Origin of the sequence: Sporosarcina sp. P7 (assembly GCF_002743425.1) — a bacterium.
GTDB lineage: Bacteria > Bacillota > Bacilli > Bacillales_A > Planococcaceae > Sporosarcina.
Genome location: NZ_PDZF01000013.1, coordinates 16,840 through 39,362, shown reverse-complemented (window position 1 = coordinate 39,362; position 22,523 = coordinate 16,840). Strand labels below are relative to the sequence as shown.

Here is a 22,523-nt window from a genome sequence, read left to right as displayed (position 1 = left end):
GTCTGAAACTTACGATCTCAACATAAAGATAAAAGTGGTAGCTTTGTGCCACCACACCATTAATTAGGATCGGAACGGCAGGCGGCGACTCCCGGAGGATCAGCGTGCGCCTTGAGATCCCGCAGAAGCGAAGCGCACGAGGAAGCTCAAGCCACGCCCTCGGGAAAGCGTCCGCCTAGAGTGCAGATCCCAACCCCAACCCAAAGTCCAGCCAAACTTTTACCAACCACAACCTAAAACAAGAAAGCGAAGGTATTATACACTATGGAAAAGAAATTATGCGTAGTAGGCCTAGGTTATATCGGTCTTCCAACTGCCGTGATGTTCGCAAACAGCGGCTTGCAAGTACACGGCGTCGACCGTAATGAACACGTCGTTCAACTGATCAACAATAAACAATTACATATAGAAGAAAACGGTTTACAAGAGCGTTTGGAGAAGGCGGTAGACGATGGACATTTCCAAGCCTCTACTACACCAGTAGAAGCGGAAGTCTATATCATCGCAGTCCCGTCACCGATCAATCCGGACAATACAGCGAACTTGGAATTCATCCGTGCGGCGACCGCATCGATTGTGCCGTTCGTCAAGAAAGGCGCACTGGTGATTTTGGAATCAACAGTTCCACCAAAGACTGTCGAGAACGTTATGTTGCCTGAATTACGTAAAACGGATCTGATTATCGGAGAAGAACTATTCGTCTCTCACTCACCGGAACGCGTGATTCCAGGTAAGATCTTCGAAGAGCTAGTACAAAACGACCGCATCGTTGGCGGTATCAATGCGAAATCAGCTGAAATGACAAAAGAGCTTTATGAAGTGTTCGTCAAAGGAACGATCCACTTAACAGACGCTACAACAGCGGAATTGGTTAAAGTAATGGAAAATACGTACCGTGATGTCAATATTGCCTTTGCCAATGAACTCGCAAAAATTGCGGAAGGTATCGACGTGGACATTTGGGAAGCAATCAAGTTTGCAAACTTCCATCCACGTGTCAATATCCATACGCCAGGTCCAGGCGTCGGTGGTCACTGTATCGCAGTCGATCCATGGTTCTTAGTGGAGTTGGCACCTGAAAAAGCAGATATTATCAAAAAAGCACGTCTAACAAACGATGGCATGCCGATGTATACAGCGAAACGCGTACAGCGTTTGCTTCAGGAATATAATATCGAAAACGGTAAAGTAGCGGTTCTAGGTTTGGCATTTAAAGGGAACGTCGACGACATGCGCGAAAGCCCGTCAACGAAAGTAATTGATTCGTTGCAAGACTTAGGTCTAGACGTCGTTTCATTCGATCCACATATCAAAGAATTACAGCATTCGACGCAAGTGGCAACGCTTGAAGAAGCAATCGGCACAGCGGATCTTCTTCTATTAACTACGGACCATGACCAATTCAAACAACTGAATCCGGCAGACTTGCAGACGAAACAGCCAAGACCGATTATCTTGGATACGAAGAACGCTCTCCCGGCAGATGCATGGGAAGAAGCGGAATATCGCTTCTTCAAATTAGGAGATGGCAAAAAAGAGGGGCAACTATACAAATGAAAGAAGAAATACTAGGCGTCTCCGTCAATACCGAGAACTATGATGATCTCATTCCAAAAATCTTTGAGAATATCGAAGAAGGAAAGAAATCACTCATCGTCGCGATCAATCCGGAAAAGCTCATGAAAGCTAAAGAAGATCCAGAACTGAAGGCATTGCTAAATCGTGCGGAATTCCAAATCCCGGATGGCATCGGTGTCATATTGGCATCCAAGCTGAAAAAAGGTCAGATTCGTTCCCGTGTTACTGGAATCGACATGATGGATCGCGTCGTACAGGAAGCCGCTACACGCGGAAAGCGCATTTTCCTCTATGGCGCGAAACCTGGCGTGGCGCAAGAAGCCGCGGCGAGATTGCAAGTCATGCATCCGAACATTCAAATCGCTGGCGTCCAGCACGGCTATGAAAAAGACGTACAAGTCGTGCTCGACACGATTAATCAAGCAAAACCGGATATATTATTTGTGGCGATGGGTTCACCGAAGCAAGAGCAGTGGATTGAACAACACCGCGATCAGCTACATCCGATGTTGTTTCAAGGAGTAGGCGGATCATTCGACGTACTGGCGGGCAATATCAAACGAGCCCCGGCAGTGTTCCAAAAGGCAGGGGCGGAATGGTTGTATCGATTATTGCTTGAACCGAGCCGGATTAAGCGTCAAATGAATTTGCCGAAGTTTTTGGTGGAGGTGTATCGGAAGAAGTAAGGGGTTGGGGATTGGCGCTTCGGAGGGGACGCTTTCCTGAGGGCTCGCGGTGAGCCAACCAGGTCGCAAGCTCCCTTTTGGTTGTTTCACCTGTCGAGCTGATCCTCTGGGAGTCGCCCCTCCTACGCGCCAATCCCTTGCAACGTGAGTGGGTGATACTTATCGATCTTCATTGAATTTAGGATTAGTATTGTACTAGAATTTGAACTTGAACGTAACCAAGCCCGAAGATCACAATAAATAACACACTATCTGCAGTAAGTGGTTCATGTACCTCCACTCTCAACATAGGTTAGAAGCACCAGTTAAGGCGTTCAAGAGCGCTTCCCCCGCTGGAGCTTCCATCCTAAACCTCAAACCTCTCTCTCTACTATTCCAAAGCAAATCTACTAATAACTTTAACCTACTAACAAAAGTTAATTAAGAAATTTTCTACTAGTTAGTTACTATCTTGTAATCTAGTAGATTAGGTGGTAGAATACGAAGTTGTAAGGGTAATTTTCTCTTTAGTATATAGCACAGTACGTGCAAAGCGTTACGGTTGGTTGACCGCAAACAAAAAGGCTTGAACAGTTCCCATCTGTTCAAGCCTTTTTGTTTGGCAAAAATCCCTTGCATGCCCAAGATACTCTCTTTTTAAAACGCTTTGGAAAATACTTGTATTTTACTATTCTTTCGATACAATAGTAGACGGGACATAAATATTTTGTCGCACCGTGCTATTAGACTAGTATATTATCCAAGATTCAATTGACTTTTAGCACTTTCTTATCTATACTTTAAGTTGTAATGCCTACTACTTTCATACATAGGTAGTAACTGGCAAAAACAAGAGATATTACGAGGAGGAAATTATTTAATGGCTAACCAACCAACGAAATACCGTAAGTTTGTAGTAGGGGCTGCTTCAGCTGCACTAGTAGCATCAGCAGTAGCACCAGTAGCAATGGCTGCAACTTTCACGGATGTAAAAGACAACAACTCACACAAAGAGGCAATCGACGCTCTTTCTAATGCAGGTGTAATTTCAGGTTATGAAGACGGAACATTCAAACCTAACAAAACACTTACTCGTTCTGACGTAGTAAAATTGATGGGTAAATGGTTAGTATCTGAAGGTTATAAAGTGCCTACAGACTACAAAACTAAACCACGTTTCTCAGACTTGAAGACTACATCTAACGATGAGCTTCTACAAATGTCTGCACTAGTTTATGACAACGGAGTATTCGTTGGTAAACCAGACGGTTCACTTGATCCAGCAGGCGACATCACTCGTGAAAACATGGCAATCGTTCTTGTTCGTGCATTCGACCGCGTACATGACGTTGACCTAACATCTTACGTGAAAGACCAAGATTTCAAGAAAGACGTTACAGATCTAGGTAAAGCGAAAGCTGAAGCTCGTCCTGCTATCGACGTTCTAGACTTCTTCGACATCACAAACCCAGCTGCACCAGAATTCAACCCTAAATCAACAACAACTCGTGGACAATTCGCTTCATTCCTTTACAAGACTACTCTAGTAGACTTCGGTCAAATTGGTGGCGGAGTTGTAGCTCCTGGAGTTGCTTCAGTTAAAGGCATCAACGCTACTACAGTAGAAGTAACAATGAAGGACAAAGTTGAAAACATCAACTCCCTAAACTTCTCAATCGATGGTTTGACTGTAGCTAACGCTGCTGTAAAACAAACTGACGACAAAACTGTTGTATTAACAACTGCTGTTCAAAAAGGCGGAGAAAAGTACACAGTTACTTTGAATGACAAAGCAATTGGTTCATTCACTGGTGTTTCTGCAGTAGTTCCTGAAAAAATCAGCCTTACTCAAAAGTCTTTACAAGGTAAAGTTGGACAACAAGTAATTCTTTCTGCTGACATCGGCGTTAAAGAAGCAGGCGTCCCTGTAACTTTCAACGTAAGCGCTGGAACAGATACTACATTGAATCCACAAATGGCAGGCGAAGCAGTTACTAATGCTGATGGTATTGCAACTTACTCATATACACGTTATGCAGGTACTACTGATACTGTAACGGCTTATCCTACGGGAGCTCCAAATGTTCGTTCATCTGCGAAAGTTTACTGGGATTCAAGCATCACTGTTACTGAAGAAACTATTGGTAACGTGTTAGCAAACGGATCTAAAAAAGTATATAAAATTAAAACAGATACTTGGAATACAGAAGGTACTGGAGCGGCAGCATATAATTATGTGAACGTAGCATTTGCTGAAAACGTTGATGTATCTCCTGATAAATTAGTCCGTGGTGCAAGTGTAATCGATACTGGTGTATCTACAAACGCACTATATCCTTCACAAGTTACAACAGGTGGCGTACAAGAGGTACGTGTGAAAGTTGACGCAAAAGGCGAAGCTACATTCACAGTTACAGGTAATAATGCTTCAGTTACACCAGTTGTATTTGTTGACAAGTGGACTAACAGCGCTGATCGTGGCAAGTGGAATGCAGACGAACTACAAGCTGTAGCACCGACTGTTAAATTCGAATTGAACCACACATTAGGTTTAACTGTTAAAGCTGAAGGTGTTCAAAATGCAGCTGCACGGAATGCTGACGGTATCGGTGAAGGTGGACGTAAGTACACTGTAACTGTTACTGATAAAGACGGTAAAATTGCTCCAGCTGGAACAAAAGCATATGTTACTTTTGAAGAAGGTAACTATAGCACTGATAAATTAGCATACATTAAAGGCGCTAACAACAGCCTTGTAACTGCTAATAAAGCAGCTCGTTATGAAATTGAAGTAACTGACAACAAAGGCGAAGCGACTTTCACTATCGTGGGTGATCGTGATGCGTTTGCAGCACCAACAGTATACCTAGAAAACGGTAAAGAATTTGGATTGGATAAAGCTGATTTACAAACAGTTGGCGAAATGACTTACTTCGTTAATGCAGTATTTAACAATGCAGAATTGAAAGTTGTTAATGATGATAACAAAGAAGTTACAACACTTCCAAGCACACAAAAAGCATACTTTAACTATAATTCGGTAGACCAAAACGGTTTCGATTACTACAAAGGAACTGGTGCTTACGAAGTTTCTTATGAAGTAACTGCAAACTTTGCAAATGTAATTGTTTCAGGTAACGGATTAGCTCCGAAGACAGTTAAAGCTGGTACAACTGAAACTGTAAAAGTTAACGCAATAGCTGGTAAGGCTGTACTAATTGTAGATTCAGCTAACGTTGCATCTAACGTAACTGTGAACGCTTCTGCTTCACAAGTGAGCCTACCGAACAAGACAGCTTCAATTGCATTCACAAAAGGATCTCAGGTACCTGCAGTTTATACAGGTCAAGTAGATAATATCAACACAGTTGACAATAAGTTGAAATTTGTTGGATATGACGCAATCACTTACTCTACTGCATCATTCAAGAATGAGAATGGCGTTGTTATAGATGAAGCTGCTTTTGAATCTAAAGTGAATTCTGCTTTGTCAGCAGGCGATATTGTAAAAGTTACAGCTACTAAGAATGCTGATAACACGTATACACTTGAAATAGAAACTATTACATCTGCACCAAGCGCTGCTGAAGGTAAGTTAGTTTCGGCAACGGTTACTGATGAAGTAGCAGATGCAGCAGGTCTAGTAGATACAATTACATTTACATTTGATAAAGATGTAGACGCTAGTACTCTAGCAACTTCTGATTTTAATATTTCTGGAGGATTTACGTTAGCTGGTTCACCGACTGTATCTGGAAAGACAGTTAAGTATACTTTAACTTCTGCAGTAACAGAAGCAACTGCAACCGCAGAAACAATTACAACAAATGCTGATCAAATCGGTTTCACTGATGGTTCAGGAAATGCTTTAGTAACTGCACTACCTGTTAAAGCAGGTCAGAAAGTGAGTAAATTAAATACAGTGACTCCAAATACTGAACTTGTAACGGGTGTAAATGCAGTAGCGCCAACTGTTACTATTGACGGAACAACTTTAGATATTTCCGTTCTAGCTGCCAATTCAGCTGCTGATTTCAATGGTTTGAAATTTAACTTTGCACAAAACCCTGCAAATACATTATCAGTTACTTATAATGCAGGTGTTGTAAGTGTATTATTACCAAACACATCTCCAACAAACTCATCTGCTATTGACACAGCATTAGACACATTAGGTGTAGCTGGCGTAGTTACATTTAATGGTAAGTCAATTGATTTGAAGGATATTGTTATTGCTGCAGCGGGTACAGATTCACTTACGGGTGCTGTAATCACGCCAACATCAACAACTTTAGATAATGGCGTCACAGGAATACCTGCTCAAGCTGGTCAGTATAAATTCACTCTATATCCAACATTAATTACTGGTGACAAAGTTACAGTAAATAATATTACTTATACAAAAGTTGTAAGTGGAGCAGCAGTTCCTGCTAACAAAACTTTTAACACTGCTACAGATTTAGTTAATGCTATAAAAGCAAACGATTCACGCTTTGCAGCAACGTCTGCAGCATCTACAAACACAATTACTTTAGACGATGCTAATACTGATGGAGCAAGTGCGCCAGTTATTTCTGTAAACTAAAGTAATGATACCTGTGCATTGCACAATTCATACATTATTCTGATAATAATATAGTCTAGTAACTGAAGAAACAAGATCCTGTAGAGAGAAATCTCTACGGGGTTTTTTTCTAATCTGAGAATGCTCCTTACTGTACTTATACACTAAACGTAAAAGAAACTTGTAACCTGTTGGCTGTGTGAAGAGCCGAAAAAGGAATCTACGGAATCAAGAATCGGACGGTTGACTTATAATACAGTAATAACTGTGCTTCTATAGCCAACAAAGTAAACTATACGTTTGCTACTTAAAAGAAAGAAGAAAATGAACAATGTTAATCTTCCCATGAATGCGCGCTCTACTAATATGCAATAGTAGTAATCTATTTAAAGAATGCCGACATGCTAGTAATCACTGCTATAATAACATCATAAAGCCTATTCGGTATTACAAAGGAGGAAACAACAACATGTCCATACGTTCCAAACACTACCAACTATTCATCGCATTGGTGGCTATAATCGTTCTAATCGCCGCACCGATTACTACAAGTGCTAAAGGATTTCTCGATACTAAAAATAGTTCACATGAGGTCGCTATTACTGCCCTCGTTCAACAAGAGGTCATTACAGGATATACGGATGGGACATTTAAGCCGAATAAAACATTGACACGTTCTGACGTAGTGAAAATGATGGGCAAATGGCTTGTGTCTTTGGGGTACGATATTCCAGAAGATTATCGAACGAAGCCTCGATTCACTGATAGTAAACAAATCGCTAATGACGAACTACTGAAATATGCAGCGTTAGTAAAAGATCAGGGCGTTTTCAATGGCCAGTCTAATGGATCACTTAATCCGTCTGGAGAAATAACTCGTGAAAATATGGCGATTGTTCTAGTTCGTGCGTATAATGCCATTCACAAAACGGATCTTGTAGGATTTGTTGCGAAGCAGACATTTACAAGAGATGTAAAAGATTTGGGGAAGGCGAAATTAGAAGCACAACCATTTATTGATGTGCTCGACTTTTTTGATATTACCAATCCTGTTGTTTTATCATTTAATCCGAAAAATACCACAACACGCGGACAATTCGCATCCTTTTTATATAAAACAGCTTCTGTTCCAGTAGAACCTGAACAGAACAAGCCACAGCAACCAACTGATAAATCTCCTGTTTGGCAATACAAAGGCGAGAAGCAGTTGCACGTGAAAAATGGGGCGCAATTTACACTTCCAGTAGTTCAGGCAACTGACTATTCAGGTAAACAGATTGCGCTTCAGACTGTCATTACGGATGATGCAGGAAATATTATTAAGGAGCTCAATACATCTAACAGTGGCACTTATACAATTACGTATAGCGCGATAGATGAAGCGGGGAACAGAGCGAAAGATTTAATCATCACCGTGAACATAGCTCCCCCGTCACCTATTGAAGATGATGAAGAATTTGTAGTAGAATCGATTACGTAAATAGATGGCAAGCACCTGTTGATATGAACTTGGCGGGTGCTTTTTATAGAGGATGATTAACTAAATCTATTGCCTTTATTCAAAGATATTGGTTTAATGCAATTCGCTGACTATCATGCATCATCAAAAGAAACAGTCGAATTTATATGTACATTCAAGTAATATAATGTTTCGTGCTATTGCATACTGCCAGATTGATAACAACGATAGTGTTAACTAAATAATAATATATTGGTTCTCTGTTTATCACAGAGATGAAAAGGAATCAGGTGAGAATCCTGAACGGTTCGGCCACTGTATATGGGAAGCGACTTCTATATAGCCACTGGTTGGAAAACTAGGAAGGAAGAAACGATTACCCATAAGTCAGGAGACTTGCCAATTAGAAATACAGTAAATTATGCAGATAAAACGATTGCGGAAATGGAAGCTGCTTAGCATCATGGTTTGGTCAAAGGGAAAGATGGTAAGTTCATGCCAGCAGCTAAAGTGACACGTGCTCAAATGGCTTTAATGTTTTATCATGCGTATGAAATTCAAAACGGCACAAAATATAATGGGGAAACGAAAGTGCCGTTTCCAGACATTAAGAAATACGACGGGGAATCACAAAAAGCAATCGGCATGTTATATTATTTAGAAATGGCAACAGGAGAAAATGGTCATTATATGCAGGGGATTTCCACAACGGGAACTCATGCAGCGAAAATGATAATAGAATTTTCGGAGGTAAAATGAATCAAATAGCACAGTTACTTAATACCCCCTTCAACCTGACATTATAGGAGAAGGGGGTATTTAATCTGTCATAATTCTATTCAGTATATAAAGATTAATAAAGCTAGCGGAAATAGAAAAAACAACTAATAAGAAAAGGCTTCAGAACTATTTAATGCCTCTTTCTCTAACTTACTTTAACTTTAAATCAAAATAAAATAATAATTGGTAATACATTCATGTAGGGATATGGTAAACTAGTCTTGAACTAACTAATTACTCGGGGGGTAAATTTATTGAAAAAGACTTCAATGGCTTCACACAAATTATTTAAAGCGGCTTTAGCAACAACAGTAGCAACTGGGGCATTCGTTGCGGCTGTTCCAGCAGAAACAAATGCAGCAATTAGCTTCAAAGATGTAACGAATCCGGCAGTGCACTACTATAAACCTGTGTTGGAATTGGCAGGGCGTGGTGTAGTGAAAGGGTACGATGATGGTACATACCGTCCAAATGCTTCTGTAACACGTGCACAATCCGCTAAGATTCTAGCACATGTACTAGACTTGGACACAGTGAATGTGAAAGATCCTGGATTTAAGGATGTTAAAAAAGGCACGCCGTATTATGGTCCTATCGCAGCATTAGCTAATGCTGGATATATCAAGGGATATGAAGAGAAAGGTGTTAAAACATTCAAACCGAACAATAATTTGACACGCTCTCAAATGGCTAAAATTCTAACTTTAGGTTTTGATTTGAAAGAAGAGCCATTAGCTGCTAATCGTTTCAAAGATGTGAAACCAAAAGATGCATACGCGGGTTATGTAGCTGCATTACTAGCACTTAATATTACAACGGGTACCACACCGACTACTTTCTCACCTAATGGATTGGTGACAAGAGGTCAAATGGCGACATTCGTAGTTCGTACAGAAACAGCGTTAAAAGTAGAAAAACCAGAAGTGCCTGAGCAACCAGAAAAACCGGATCCGACACCACCTACGACACCACCTACAACACCACCTACAACACCACCTACAGAACAACCGGGTAATCCAACGCCAAATCCTCCGGTAGTGGTAGATGGTAACCAAATGTTAAATAGTAAAATCGGGACTGCATTAGCACAAGGCAATAATTCAACTGATGCTGTCGCAGTTTCATTGTCAGGTAACACATTTACTGTAGATATTAAACAACCAACGACTACAGTCAATGATTTTAAAAGTGTAGCAAAACCGATTTTCAATGCATTTAAGACAAATACCACACTCAATTCAGTTACCGTATCCTTAGTTATTGATAATCAAAGTGTTGTCATTAGCCAAACAAACATTGATAATAATCAAGACTTCGAGACCGTAGTTGATAAAGCATTGGCAAAAGTAGGCGCTAGTAGCACGACAAATCTAAGTGCTTTACGAGGTAAAACCGTTTCAGTGAACGTAGTAGGCACAATCGATGGCACACCTTTTAACAGCACATATTCATTCGTATTTGGAATTTGATCAGTAACTGAGCGGAGAGAATTTCCGTTTCTATATGTATTTTGTGAAAAGATGTACGCACTATCGATAATATGAGGTTATGTGTATTTAATAGATTTGACAAAGTTGAAAGAGCTACCACTAAAAGTCGAAAACTCAGACTCATAGTGGTAGCTCACTTTTAATTTCCATATTATATTAGGCAGAAGAGTTGGTAAACTGGTAAACTATACATAAGTAAAGAACAAAGGAGAGTAATATGAATAAAAAACTTAAGATATTCTTACTAACGGCATTAGCAGTTATCGTTATAGGTAGTAGCTATATTTTGTATCTATTCCAATTCAAAGAGTATGAAGTTGCTGATGAAGAAGTAGATGAAATTATAGAAAATCCATATGACATTACATTGCCTAATGGAAGCAAACTTGTTCTTGACGGCGAAGAACAAAACGACGAGAAGAATAATGAACAAACATCGGATAGTAAGTCTGATAATGGCGGTAAAAACCCAGATAGTCAGCAAACAGCAGGCGGTTCAACATCCATTTCAACAGGTGATAAAATAACAACCTCTAGCACTACAGGAGGAGGCACATCTGCTACTGATAAAAACCAATCATCTACCAGTCAAGTAGACGGTGTAAAACAACCAGCTAAAGAGAACGCAGGGAACACGACAGGTACCACTTCTTCTACTAGTGATCAATCAGGTAAAAAAGATCCTGCCGTTAGCAAACCCGTATCAGGAAATGCAGGATCCAATCAGCCAGCTAAAAAGGATTCTGTAGCGGCGATCAAACAAAAATATGAACCAACCGTTAACGATCTACAAGGACAAGTCGATGGCAAAATCAACTCGTTAATCAGTCGTGCGAAGAATGAATACAGTACGAAAAAAGCGAATGGTGAAAGTATCGATTATGGTTATTTCTACAATAAATATATGTCTGCAGCCAATAGTCTAGAGGCGCAGACGGATGCAGTATTTAATGGAGTCGTTAGCTCGCTTGAAAAAGATTTGCAGTCCAATGGATATGATAAATCGTATTCACAAAGCATTCGCGATGAGTACGCAGCACAAAAGAAGGCGCGTCGTGATAGTATACTGAGTAAAGCGATGGGTAGGTAAATGGAAAAACGACTAGTCTAAAAGGATTCCTTTTAAGCTAGTCGTTCTTTTTTCTGCGACGCAACCAGACGGTGATTTGCAAAAAGAGCAAGAACGTCAACGCTCCGGACATATCGAGTATGACGTCGCGAATGGTGGCGGTTCGTCCTCCTGTGAAATATTGATGGGTTTCATCCCCGCATGCAAGTAGTAATGTGAGGATGCTTGCAATCAAGAATCTAGGGAAACGAGATGGTAGGGATAAGAAAATTCCAGCCGCAAGCAAACCGAATAGTATAAAATGTGCGCTTTTACGTAATAAAAATTCTACGAAGTGATAATACCCGCGTTCTTCTACGGAAATCGTCGTGTTCCAGTAGTGGATGGATAAAGTCGATAGTGCGGATTCAAAAGGTTTGGTGGGTAATAAATTTTGTAGTGTAGGGATCAAGGATTGCTGTTCATACGTTTGACTAGAAGATACAAGTAAACTACTGATAATACATAGAACAAGTATAATAGCTATGACTTTTCTCATGTGCGTATTATAGCATAATTAATCAAAAATCCTATTTTTAAGTGGAAATTCGATATTTTTCGCTATGCTTATATGCTATACTAGTAGCAAGTTTGCCGAAAAGGAGCAATATTACATTATGGAAGAAACGATCAGTTTACAGGAACTATTCTCCACATTAAAGAAGCGTTTAGGTTTGATTATAGGAACGACAGTAGCTGCAGCTGTACTTGCGGCGATCATCAGCTATTTCTTTTTAACACCTATCTATCAAGCTTCTACACAAATACTAGTCAATCAACAAAAAACGGAGCAACAATCATTTGATTCCCAAGACATTCAGACGAACTTACAACTTATCAATACATATAATGTCATTATTAAAAGTCCAGTCATCTTATCACAAGTGATAGAACAATTGGACCTTGACATAACACCGGTAGCACTAAACGCGCAGCTTACAGTGAACAGCGAGCAAAATTCGCAAGTTGTGAATGTCACTGTACAAGATCCGGAAGCGCATAAAGCAGTGGATATTGCGAATACCACTGCGGAAGTGTTCCAGAAGGAAATTGTCAATTTGATGAAAGTGGATAACGTAAATATTTTATCGCCTGCTTTCTACGCGGAAAATCCGAAACCAGTTAAGCCAAATAAAGAGCTTAACGTAGTGATCGCCGCAGTCATCGGGCTTATGATCGGAGTGGGCATTGCATTTTTACTAGAATACTTGGATACTACAGTGAAAACAGAACAAGATATTGAAGAATTGCTCGGTTTACCAGTGCTTGGGCTAGTCAGTCCAATTTCAGATAAGGAAGTCAACACGGTGACCGATGCGCCAAAGAAAGGGTCAAGTGCACATGTTAAAAAAGCGCATATTTAAAAAGAAGAAACAGTCTAAACAATCCGTTGCGCGTAAACTAGTTACGGAAACGAGTCCGAAATCGGTTGTGTCCGAGCAATTCCGTACCATACGGACGAATATCAACTTCTCCATGCCGGATCATGATCTGAAGTCCATTCTGTTCACATCAGCAACGCCAGGGGAAGGTAAGTCTACAGCATCAGCCAATACAGCGGTAGTCTTTGCGCAAGAAGGAAAGAAAGTGCTGTTGGTTGATGCGGATATGCGAAAACCGACTACGCATTATACATTTTCTCGAATGAATGCGACAGGCCTATCGAACTTATTGACTCGTCAATGGGAACTCGAGGATATTATCCAGCAGACAGATACAGAAGGACTCGATCTCATCACAAGCGGACCGATTCCCCCAAATCCCGCGGAACTATTAGGATCGAAGACAATGGACGTACTCATAGATAGACTGAAAGAAAAGTATGACATGATCATTTTTGATGCGCCACCGGTTTTATCCGTAACAGATGCACAGATCTTGTCCAATAAAGCAGAAGGTACGATTCTAGTTCTGAATGCAGGCACTACGGAAAAAGAAAGTGTACTGAAAGCGAAAGAGGCATTGGTCTCTTCTCAAGCAAATATTCTAGGAACGATCTTAAATAACTTCATACTGCAGAAGGATCATTATTACTATCAGTATTATGGAAACGACGAGTGAAAGGGCCTTGCGCCTTTTCACTTTTCTTGAATACAGCAAAGTGCTAGGAGGACATATATGATTGATATACATAGCCATCTACTATTCGGAGTGGATGATGGCCCGGACACAATCGAAGGGACCATGCGGATGGTGGAAGAGGCAGCGTCAGAAGGAATTACACATCTAGTCGTTACACCGCATGCTTATAGCCCGCAATACCACGTGCCCGTGACAGAAGTAGAAAGCCAAGTTCGAATGTTACGGGATATTATTCAGGCGGCTGGCATTGATCTGACTTTATCAGTTGGTCAAGAAGTCCGGCTACATGAACATATTATCGAGAATTTATTGAACAAAGAAATAGTCACATTAGCAAACTCTCGTTATTTACTATTGGAGCTACCTACTCAACATGTGCCGGCCTACACCATTAAAATCATTCAGTCTTTACTAGAAGAAGGCATCGTGCCGATTATTGCTCATCCCGAACGCAATAAAGGGATAGCGGAGAAACCTGAACGACTTGAGCGACTAGTACGTCACGGTGCGCTTGCACAAGTGACAGCGGGCAGTGTAGCAGGTCACTTCGGGAAAAATATTCAGAAGTTATCTATTCAATTAATAGAAGCGAACTTGATCCATGCGTACGGTTCAGATGCACATAATACGGATAACCGTCCATTTTTATTCAATAGAGGATTAGAAGTCCTTGGAAAGAAAGTGGATATGGACACAGTGGATATGTTGCTGTTAAATAATCAACAAATTATCCAGAATAAATTACTCACCATCTACGAACCGGAAACCCCCGTTACTAGAAAATGGTGGAAATTAATTGGATAGATTGTTAGTGTTGAAAAGGTTGATATTTTAAAGTAACTAGTGAATAGGCAATAGAAACACAACTTGAAAGGAGGAGCTCCTTTGACTGTACGCAAACGAATGACCATGTTAATTGCAGCCGATTCCATTATCGTCTTATTGTCGATCTATATCGGGTACTTCATGCTTCATCCATTCACTTCGATTATCTTCAATAAAATGTTGCTAGTCAGCGCCATTACCATACAAATTGCGCATCACTTCTTTGCATGGTATTACGGCCTGTATCGAAAAGCGTGGTCGTACGCATCTATCGGTGAACTGAAGTCCATTGTTAAAGCCGTCACATTCACCATCCTCGCAGTTGTCGTTGTTCAATTCACGCTCACACAGGATGTCTACGTCCGCGCATTGGCCATCACATGGATGTTGCACGTTCTGCTAATAGGAGGATCCCGTCTGTCTTGGCGTCTAGTACGAGATGTAGTAGTGCGTGATAAAAGCATCGATATGAAACGCACGATGATTCTAGGAGCCGGACAAGCAGGCACGATGATCGCAAGACAAGTACTGGGTAACCCAGAATACGGCATGAAACCTGTCATTTTTGTAGATGACGACAAAATGAAGCAAGGTCTAGATATTTACGGAATGCGTGTCTATAGAGGAACAAAGAACATCCAGCAATTAGTGGATATGCATTACATAGATAAAATCATCATCGCTATACCTTCGATGGGAAAACAGCAAATGACAGAGTTAATGAAACGTTGTATCGAGACAGGCGTCAAAACGCAAACGATTCCACGCATCGAAGACTTGATGACAGGAAAAGTATCCGTTAAAGATATGCGTGACGTCAAAATAGAAGATCTACTTGGACGTGACGAAGTACAGCTCGATATGCACGCTATCGAAAAGAAGCTGACCGGTAAAACGATCCTCATTACAGGAGCTGGTGGTTCAATTGGTTCTGAAATTTGCAGACAAGTAGTGGAGTTCCGACCAAAGAAATTGATACTACTCGGTCATGGTGAAAACTCGATCTATACTATAGACATGGAACTGCGCCAAAAAGTTTCAGCTGAAACAGAAATCTGTCCAGTGATCGCAGACGTGCAAGATCGTACGCGTATCTTTGACTTAATGAGCGAACTAAAACCAGATGTCATCTATCATGCAGCCGCACATAAACACGTACCACTCATGGAAGGCAACCCGATGGAAGCCGTCAAAAATAATATCTTCGGTACAAAAAACGTAGCAGAAGCCGCTAGATTCTTTGGCGTAAAACACTTCGTGCTCGTATCGACAGACAAAGCAGTCAACCCACCGAACATCATGGGGGCGACGAAGCGCTTTGCTGAAATGATTGTGCAAAATTTAGCGAAAGACAGTGAAACAAAATTCGCCGCTGTACGATTCGGCAACGTCCTAGGTTCACGAGGCAGCGTCGTGCCGTTATTCAAACAACAAATTGCTAAAGGTGGACCTGTCACGATTACTGATCCAGAAATGACCAGATACTTCATGACGATTCCCGAAGCATCACGCCTAGTCATTCAAGCAGGAACACTTGCGCAAGGCGGCGAAGTGTTTGTTCTCGATATGGGTGAGCCGGTCAAGATTGTCGATTTAGCAAAGAACTTGATCAAGCTGTCTGGATATGAAGAAGATGAAATCGAAATCAACTACTCAGGCATACGTCCTGGTGAGAAATTATACGAAGAATTATTGAATGAAGACGAACGACAGAGTGAACATGTGTTTCCAAAGATTTATATCGGGAAAGCTACACCGATTTCGGAGACGGAGCAGTTGTATGTACTCGATAAATTACCTAGTATGGATGATGGAGAGTTAAAAGAAACACTGGTTGGGTTGGCGAATCGGAAGTTTGTGGAGGCGCCACAACAGACTAACAGTGTGATATAAGGCTCTACATACACAACACTATCATTGCATAATGAACAAACCACGGTACAGACTCTTTTATGAAATGCAGTAAAGGAAGGAAGTCAGTAAAATGAAGTCAACAAAGACACGTGAAAAAGTATTTCTTGCATCCCCCCACATGAGTGATGAAGGGTACGAGATGGAGTACATAAAAGAAGCATTTAATACGAACTGGATTGCCCCGCTTGGAGAGAACGTCAATCAATTTGAAGTAGAATTCGCTACTAAAATCGGTTCTACAGATGCAGCTGCATTGTCTTCAGGTACCGCTGCTATTCACTTAGCATTGAAAGCCGCTGAAGTGGGAGAAGGGGACATTGTTTTCTGTCCAACATTAACGTTTTCAGCAACCGCGAATCCAATCATCTATCAACATGCGACACCAGTCTTTATAGATAGTGATTACGAGACGTGGAATATGTGCCCGAAAGCTTTAGAAAAAGCATTCGAACAATATCCGGAAGTGAAAGCGGTCATCGTCGTACATCTATATGGACTTTCTGCGGATATGGACAAGATTATGGAACTTTGCGACAAACACGGTGTACGTGTCATAGAGGATGCAGCAGAATCATTAGGTACATACTATAAAGGTAAACATACAGGCACGATCGGCCATTATGGTGCATTTTCATTCAACGGCAATAAAATCATTACGACTTCAGGTGGCGGTATGCTAGTTTCGGATAATGTGGAAAAGGTCGCAAAGTCCAGATTTTGGGCGACTCAATCAAGAGATCAGGCGAGACATTATCAACATAGTGAACTCGGGTACAACTACCGAATGAGTAATGTGTCAGCGGGAATCGGCAGAGGACAGTTAAAAGTATTGGATCAGCGAGTGGACCAGAAAAGAGAAATCTTCAACTTTTATAAACGTGAATTAGAAGGTTTAGAAGGAGTCTACTTCATGCCGGATAATAACTGGGGTGAGCCAAACTACTGGTTAAGTTCCATGATCTTAACAGGCAAAGTGAGACCGCAACATATATTTGAAGCACTAGAAGAAGAAAATATTGAATCACGTCCAGTATGGAAACCGATGCATTTGCAGCCGTACTTTGAGAAGTATGATTTTGTGGGTGAAGGGGTTTCAGAGAAATTGTTTGCGAATGGTGTTTGTTTGCCGTCGGATACGAAGATGACGAAAGAAGAATTGCAGAGAGTTGTAGAAGTTATTAAAGGGTTGTGGAAATAAACTATGAAAACTTTAAATTTATTTATTAAACGTATAATAGATTTTCTAGGAAGCGTCATAGGTGTAATTATTATTTCCCCAATTCTCCTTATTATTGCGTTCTCTATTAAGTTGACCTCCAAAGGTCCTGTGTTTTTTACACAAGAGCGATTAGGAAAGAATGGTAAAGTGTTTAAAATCATTAAATTTAGAACGATGGTTGTTAATGCTGAAAAACTTGGTGATGGTTTGACAGTAAAAAGTAATACTGATAATCGAATAACTAAGGTAGGTAAAATTCTCCGTGCAACAAGCCTTGATGAACTTCCACAATTATTTAATATTATAGTTGGTCAAATGAGCCTTGTAGGGCCTCGACCTCCAGTAACTTATTTCCCGTATGATGGATTTGGAAATTATCCTGATTGGGCTAAAAGACGATTCACAGTGCGCCCTGGAGTAACAGGGTTGGCGCAAGTAACCGTTAGAAACTCAGTTAGTTGGGATGATCGAATAGTTGTAGATAATAAATACATTGATGCATTTAATGTTTGGTTCGATATTAAGATTTTGTTTAAAACAATAATTACGCTTTTAAAAACTGAAAACATTTATATGAAAACAGATAATACACACAAAAAAAATCTGTGTAAGGTATTAGTGATTAGTAACGAAAGTGGTGAGAGTGTGATTAAGGGAGAGAAAGTATATCTTAGACCTATTCTTAAGAAAGATATTACGTTCCTAAATGAATGGAAAAATGATGAAGAAACATACCGATATCTAGGTGGAGGATTTATGCCGGTATCTATAGATCAGCAAGAAAAGTGGATGGACTCTTTAATAGATACTACAGGTAATAATAAGCGATTTGTCATTTGTGACAATGAGAATTCACCTCTTGGAATGATAGGATTATATAGTATTAATTGGATTAACCGTACCTGTGAAATAGGCCTTTACATCGGTAACAAACAAACCAAAGGTAAAGGATATGGAAAAGAATCATGTAGATTAATAGAGCGATTTGCGAAAGAATATTTAAATCTAAGAAAAATAAAGTTAAATGTTGTATGTGATAATGAATCAGCTACGTATTTGTGGCAATCTTTAGGTTATGAGAAAATAGGCGAATTTAAAGAAGAACGATTTATTAAAGGTGAATATAAGGATTTAGTATTAATGGAGAAGTTCATTTAATTATAACAATGTAGCTAATAAAATCAGTTTTTAACAAAGTTGTATTTGGGAGGATCTCACATATGGATAACGATTTTAATATACTAATATTAAGCTGCGGGACAAGAAATAAAATTGTACAGTATTTTAAAAAAGAGCTAGACGGCAAGGGGCTTGTTGTTGCTACCGACTGTAGCGACTTAGCCCCAGCTTTATATGATGCTGACAAATATTTTATTGTTCCAAGAATGGAAGATGAAGGATACCTAGATGTTATTCTTTCAATTTGCAAAAAGAATAATATTAAAGCGGTCTTATCATTGATAGATCCAGAACTTAGTCTTCTCGCAGAACACAAACAAGCATTCATAAGTATTGGTACGATACCTATCGTATCTGATCCAGACGTAGTCAATCTATGCTTAGATAAGTATAAGATGTTTGAGTTTCTAGTGCAAAATGGATTTCAAACTGTAAAAAGTTATATTGATAAAGAACAGTTTTATATGGACGTGGAAGCTGGAATTATTAACTATCCAGTGTTTGTTAAGCCTGTAAAGGGCAGTGCAAGTATTAATATAAGCAAGGTTATGTCTAAAGAGGAAGTTGAACTATTGTTTAGCAAGTTCGATAATTTAATGATCCAGAAGTTTATGGATGGAATTGAATATGGTACTGATGTCTATATTGATATGATTTCAGGAGAGCCAGTCGCAATATTTATCAAAGAAAAGATCAAGATGCGGGCTGGTGAAACTGATAAGTCAGTTTCAATAAAAGATGATAAATTAGTTGGTTTAATAAAAAGGTTTGTAAAGAAGGCTGGACTTAAAGGTGTTATCGATATTGATATTTTTAAAGTAGATGGAAAATTTTATTTTTCTGAGGTAAACCCTAGATTCGGTGGAGGTTATCCTCATGCATATGAAAGTGGAATTAATATACCAAATATGATTATTAGTAATTTACAAGGTGAAATAAACAGAAATGTAATAGAAGAATATAAAGAAGGAAGTCATTTGGTGAAGTTTAATGAGGTGAAGTTATTGTGGAATAGCGGGAGGCATAGTAATGCATAAAAAAAAGATTTGGATTATGAATCACTATGCTACTAATAGTTTTTATAATAAAGGAGGACGTCATTATTGGTTTGCAAAAAACTTAATTAACAAAGGATATGAGGTAGTAATATTTTGTGCGAATACTAGACATAGTACTAATGATGTCATAGAGATACCGAGGAAAAAGAAGTATAAAGTGATAAGTTCAGGTGGAATACCGCATGTCTTTGTTAAGACTATACCGACAACTGGAAACGGTATTGATAGAATAAAAAATATGGTTTTATTTTACTTGAATATATTTAAAGTAACTGACGATTATGTAAAATTATATGGGAAACCTGATATTATTTTGGCTTCAAGTGTACATCCATTGACAATGGTAGCAGGTCTGAAAATAGCCGAAAAGTTAAATATACCTTGTGTTTGTGAGATAAGGGATTTATGGCCTGAGGCAATATTTGCATTTGAAAAGCTAAAAGAGCGCAGTCTTATAGGCAAGGCACTCATAGCGGGTGAACATTGGATATATAAGAAGGCAGATGCCTTAATTTTTACCAAGGAAGGTGATACTGATTATATTAAAGAAAAGAAATGGGATCTAGATAGTGGTGGGGATATTGACTTGGAGAAGTGTCATTACATTAATAATGGTGTAGATTTAGACAGCTTTTATAAATTAATGACTGAACAAACTCTTGAGGATGAAGATCTGAACTCTGATAAATTTAAAGTTGTTTATGCAGGCTCAATACGACCTGTAAACGATGTGGATAAAATTATTGAAGCTGCTTCCTTATTGAAAGAAAATAAAGATATTCAATTTTTAATCTATGGCGATGGAAATCAAAAAGCGAGTCTTGAGAACAAGACTATTCAAAAAAATTTAACTAATGTAAAGTTTAAAGGAAATGTTGAAAAGAAGTATATTCCATACATTTTAAGTAGGTCTTCTGTTAATATCCTAAACTATTCCCAAACTCAATATAATTGGTCAAGGGGAAATAGCTCGAACAAGCTTTTTGAGTATATGGCCTCCGGGAAACCCGTCATATCAACAGTCAAAATGGGGTATTCAATTATAGAAAAGTATCAATGTGGATATGAATTATCAGATGCTTCTGGTAAAGATTTAGCTAAAGCAATTCTTGAAATGAAAGAAATCTCATGTGAGAGTTATAATGTATTAGGACAAAATGCAAGTGACGGAGCAAGCGATTTTGACTTTAAAGTACTAAGTGAGCGATTAGAAAAAGTATTAATAAATGCGCTTAAATTTTAAAAAAAGTTTATTGTAATATTTTAATTAAAAATCAGGGGGATAAAGGTTTGGAATTCCCAAAGAAAATAGCTAAATACATAAAAGTTATAAAGGAACTAATAATAAATGTTTTCTCTTTTTCTTTACTAATTTTGTCCCAACAGATACTAGCATTACCTATGATATCGAGACATTATGATATCCAGGAATTCGGAAAAATAATATTGGTTTTTGGCATATGTAATATATTAGTGTCGATATTTGGAACAAGTATTGGAAATGCTAGGCTCTTGGATACAAAATACTATAATATTTATTATTTACAAATATTTTATAAAAGTAACGTAGTCGCAATGCTTCTAAGTTATATTATATTTATTATGTTATTTTCGGGTTATTATATTGATGGTATAATTTTTGTCACTATTGTATTACTAGGTTGCATGAGAAACTTTGTAATATCTGAATTTCGTATAACAAATTCTCACAATCAACTGTTTAAACAAAACATTTGGTATTCTATCGGGATTGTAATTGGTACAGTTCTTTTTTATTTCCAAACGAATTGGCTATACATATTTTTAATTGCAGAAATATTTTCTTGCTTAAATTCTGTTATTTACTTAATTAAAAGGTCCTTTTTTAAGACTTTTAAAGATCACAGTTTTTTAAGTAAAAGTAATATATTTCATCTCATGTTAAACAATGGATCATCATACTCTTTATCTCAATGTGATAGATTTATCATTTATCCCCTTTTAGGCGCAGCGAGTGTTAGTTTGTTTTATGCTGTATCAGTGTCTTCTAGAGTAGGAACATTGATATTAAACCCACTCTCAAATTTTATCTTAGGGAAGATGTCAAACTCAAATTATAATAGAGAAAAATTACGTCGTTTCTCTCTGACAGGGACATTTATTATTACATTAATTTACTTTTTTGTGAGTTTGATCATTACACCTGTAATGGTGAAAATATTATATCCAAACTATCTCTCAGAAATTGATAAATTAATCTTACCTGTATGTTTAGGGGGAGCTATAATGGCAGGAGTAAGTGTTTTGAAGCCTGTAACAATGAGATTTAGTGGGGTGAAAAAGTACAATATTTATTTTGCTTATTATTCTGTAGTACTAATTAGTTTATCTTTTATATTGTGTATTAAATTCAACTTATTAGGGTTAGCAAGTGCAAAAGTTATATCTAGTTTATTTCTACTTATTCTTTTAATAAGAAGTTTAGTGAGAAAATCACATTTTAATAAATTAAGGGTTAATGGCAGTTAAAATCCATGTAATTTAGATTTAGTCTCTATAAAAGATCTGTACTTGAGGAAAAAGCATTATAAAAAAGTGGATCTATGTCAATATCCTGGACATA

At 38.7% G+C, this 22,523-nt stretch carries 17 protein-coding genes and 1 riboswitch; of the genes, 16 read left to right on the top strand and 1 reads right to left on the bottom strand.

Annotation, left to right across the window (positions count from 1 at the left end; genetic code table 11):
- Positions 1–264 precede the first annotated feature (264 nt).
- The 7 genes from CSV60_RS12530 (at position 265) to CSV60_RS12500 (ending at position 11,626) form a co-directional block, all read left to right on the top strand.
- On the top strand, positions 265–1,557 hold the full coding sequence (locus CSV60_RS12530; RefSeq protein WP_099637227.1) for a nucleotide sugar dehydrogenase: 1,293 nt from the start codon (positions 265–267) through the stop codon (positions 1,555–1,557).
- Positions 1,554–2,264 (top strand): WecB/TagA/CpsF family glycosyltransferase, encoded by a 711-nt coding sequence (locus CSV60_RS12525; RefSeq protein WP_099637226.1) that lies wholly within the window; start codon positions 1,554–1,556, stop codon positions 2,262–2,264. Before CSV60_RS12530 ends, CSV60_RS12525 begins: the two co-directional genes overlap by 4 nt.
- Before the next feature lie 859 nt (positions 2,265–3,123).
- Entirely contained in the window at positions 3,124–6,828 is a 3,705-nt protein-coding gene (locus tag CSV60_RS12520; RefSeq protein WP_099637225.1) for an S-layer homology domain-containing protein, read from the top strand.
- Between the two features lie 448 nt (positions 6,829–7,276).
- Entirely contained in the window at positions 7,277–8,287 is a 1,011-nt protein-coding gene (locus CSV60_RS12515) for an S-layer homology domain-containing protein (RefSeq protein ID WP_158233179.1), read from the top strand.
- A 215-nt stretch (positions 8,288–8,502) separates the two neighbouring features.
- Positions 8,503–8,684: riboswitch (cobalamin riboswitch) on the top strand.
- Positions 8,685–8,734: 50 nt separating this feature from the next.
- Positions 8,735–9,025, top strand: coding sequence for an S-layer homology domain-containing protein (locus CSV60_RS12510; RefSeq protein ID WP_099637223.1), 291 nt, complete (start codon positions 8,735–8,737; stop codon positions 9,023–9,025).
- A gap of 275 nt (positions 9,026–9,300) precedes the next feature.
- Complete coding sequence (locus tag CSV60_RS12505) at positions 9,301–10,515, top strand: S-layer homology domain-containing protein (protein ID WP_099637222.1); 1,215 nt, start codon at positions 9,301–9,303, stop codon at positions 10,513–10,515.
- A 238-nt stretch (positions 10,516–10,753) separates the two neighbouring features.
- On the top strand, positions 10,754–11,626 hold the full coding sequence (locus CSV60_RS12500) for a hypothetical protein (protein ID WP_099637221.1): 873 nt from the start codon (positions 10,754–10,756) through the stop codon (positions 11,624–11,626).
- A gap of 37 nt (positions 11,627–11,663) precedes the next feature.
- Here the strand turns inward: CSV60_RS12500 and CSV60_RS12495 are convergent, their stop codons facing one another.
- Positions 11,664–12,143, bottom strand: a complete 480-nt coding sequence (locus tag CSV60_RS12495; RefSeq protein WP_099637220.1) for a VanZ family protein — start codon at positions 12,141–12,143, stop codon at positions 11,664–11,666.
- A 118-nt stretch (positions 12,144–12,261) separates the two neighbouring features.
- On the opposite strand from CSV60_RS12495, the gene CSV60_RS12490 reads away from it, so the two are divergent.
- The 9 genes from CSV60_RS12490 to CSV60_RS12450 all read left to right on the top strand — a co-directional run bounded on the left by CSV60_RS12490 (position 12,262) and on the right by CSV60_RS12450 (position 22,429).
- A complete protein-coding gene (locus CSV60_RS12490) occupies positions 12,262–13,008 on the top strand; it encodes a YveK family protein (RefSeq protein ID WP_099637219.1) in 747 nt (248 codons plus the stop codon).
- Positions 12,986–13,705 carry a CpsD/CapB family tyrosine-protein kinase gene (locus CSV60_RS12485; protein WP_199175287.1) on the top strand — a complete coding sequence of 240 codons (720 nt, stop codon included), beginning with the start codon at positions 12,986–12,988 and terminating at the stop codon, positions 13,703–13,705. Before CSV60_RS12490 ends, CSV60_RS12485 begins: the two co-directional genes overlap by 23 nt.
- Positions 13,706–13,762: 57 nt before the next feature.
- Positions 13,763–14,530 (top strand): tyrosine-protein phosphatase, encoded by a 768-nt coding sequence (locus CSV60_RS12480; protein ID WP_099637218.1) that lies wholly within the window; start codon positions 13,763–13,765, stop codon positions 14,528–14,530.
- Between the two features lie 81 nt (positions 14,531–14,611).
- The gene (locus tag CSV60_RS12475) at positions 14,612–16,444 is read left to right on the top strand and encodes a polysaccharide biosynthesis protein (RefSeq protein ID WP_099637217.1); all 1,833 of its coding nucleotides are present in this window, start codon (positions 14,612–14,614) and stop codon (positions 16,442–16,444) included.
- 91 nt (positions 16,445–16,535) lie between these two features.
- Complete coding sequence (locus tag CSV60_RS12470; protein ID WP_099637216.1) at positions 16,536–17,663, top strand: DegT/DnrJ/EryC1/StrS family aminotransferase; 1,128 nt, start codon at positions 16,536–16,538, stop codon at positions 17,661–17,663.
- Positions 17,664–17,666: 3 nt separating this feature from the next.
- On the top strand, positions 17,667–18,842 hold the full coding sequence (locus CSV60_RS12465) for a GNAT family N-acetyltransferase (RefSeq protein ID WP_099637215.1): 1,176 nt from the start codon (positions 17,667–17,669) through the stop codon (positions 18,840–18,842).
- Between the two features lie 62 nt (positions 18,843–18,904).
- Positions 18,905–19,900: an ATP-grasp domain-containing protein gene (locus CSV60_RS12460; RefSeq protein ID WP_099637214.1), complete on the top strand. Its 996-nt coding sequence runs from the start codon at positions 18,905–18,907 to the stop codon at positions 19,898–19,900.
- A complete protein-coding gene (locus CSV60_RS12455; protein WP_099637213.1) occupies positions 19,893–21,164 on the top strand; it encodes a glycosyltransferase family 4 protein in 1,272 nt (423 codons plus the stop codon). The genes CSV60_RS12460 and CSV60_RS12455 overlap by 8 nt, the downstream gene beginning before the upstream one ends.
- Before the next feature lie 47 nt (positions 21,165–21,211).
- Positions 21,212–22,429: a polysaccharide biosynthesis protein gene (locus CSV60_RS12450; RefSeq protein ID WP_099637212.1), complete on the top strand. Its 1,218-nt coding sequence runs from the start codon at positions 21,212–21,214 to the stop codon at positions 22,427–22,429.
- The last annotated feature ends 94 nt before the right edge of the window (positions 22,430–22,523 follow it).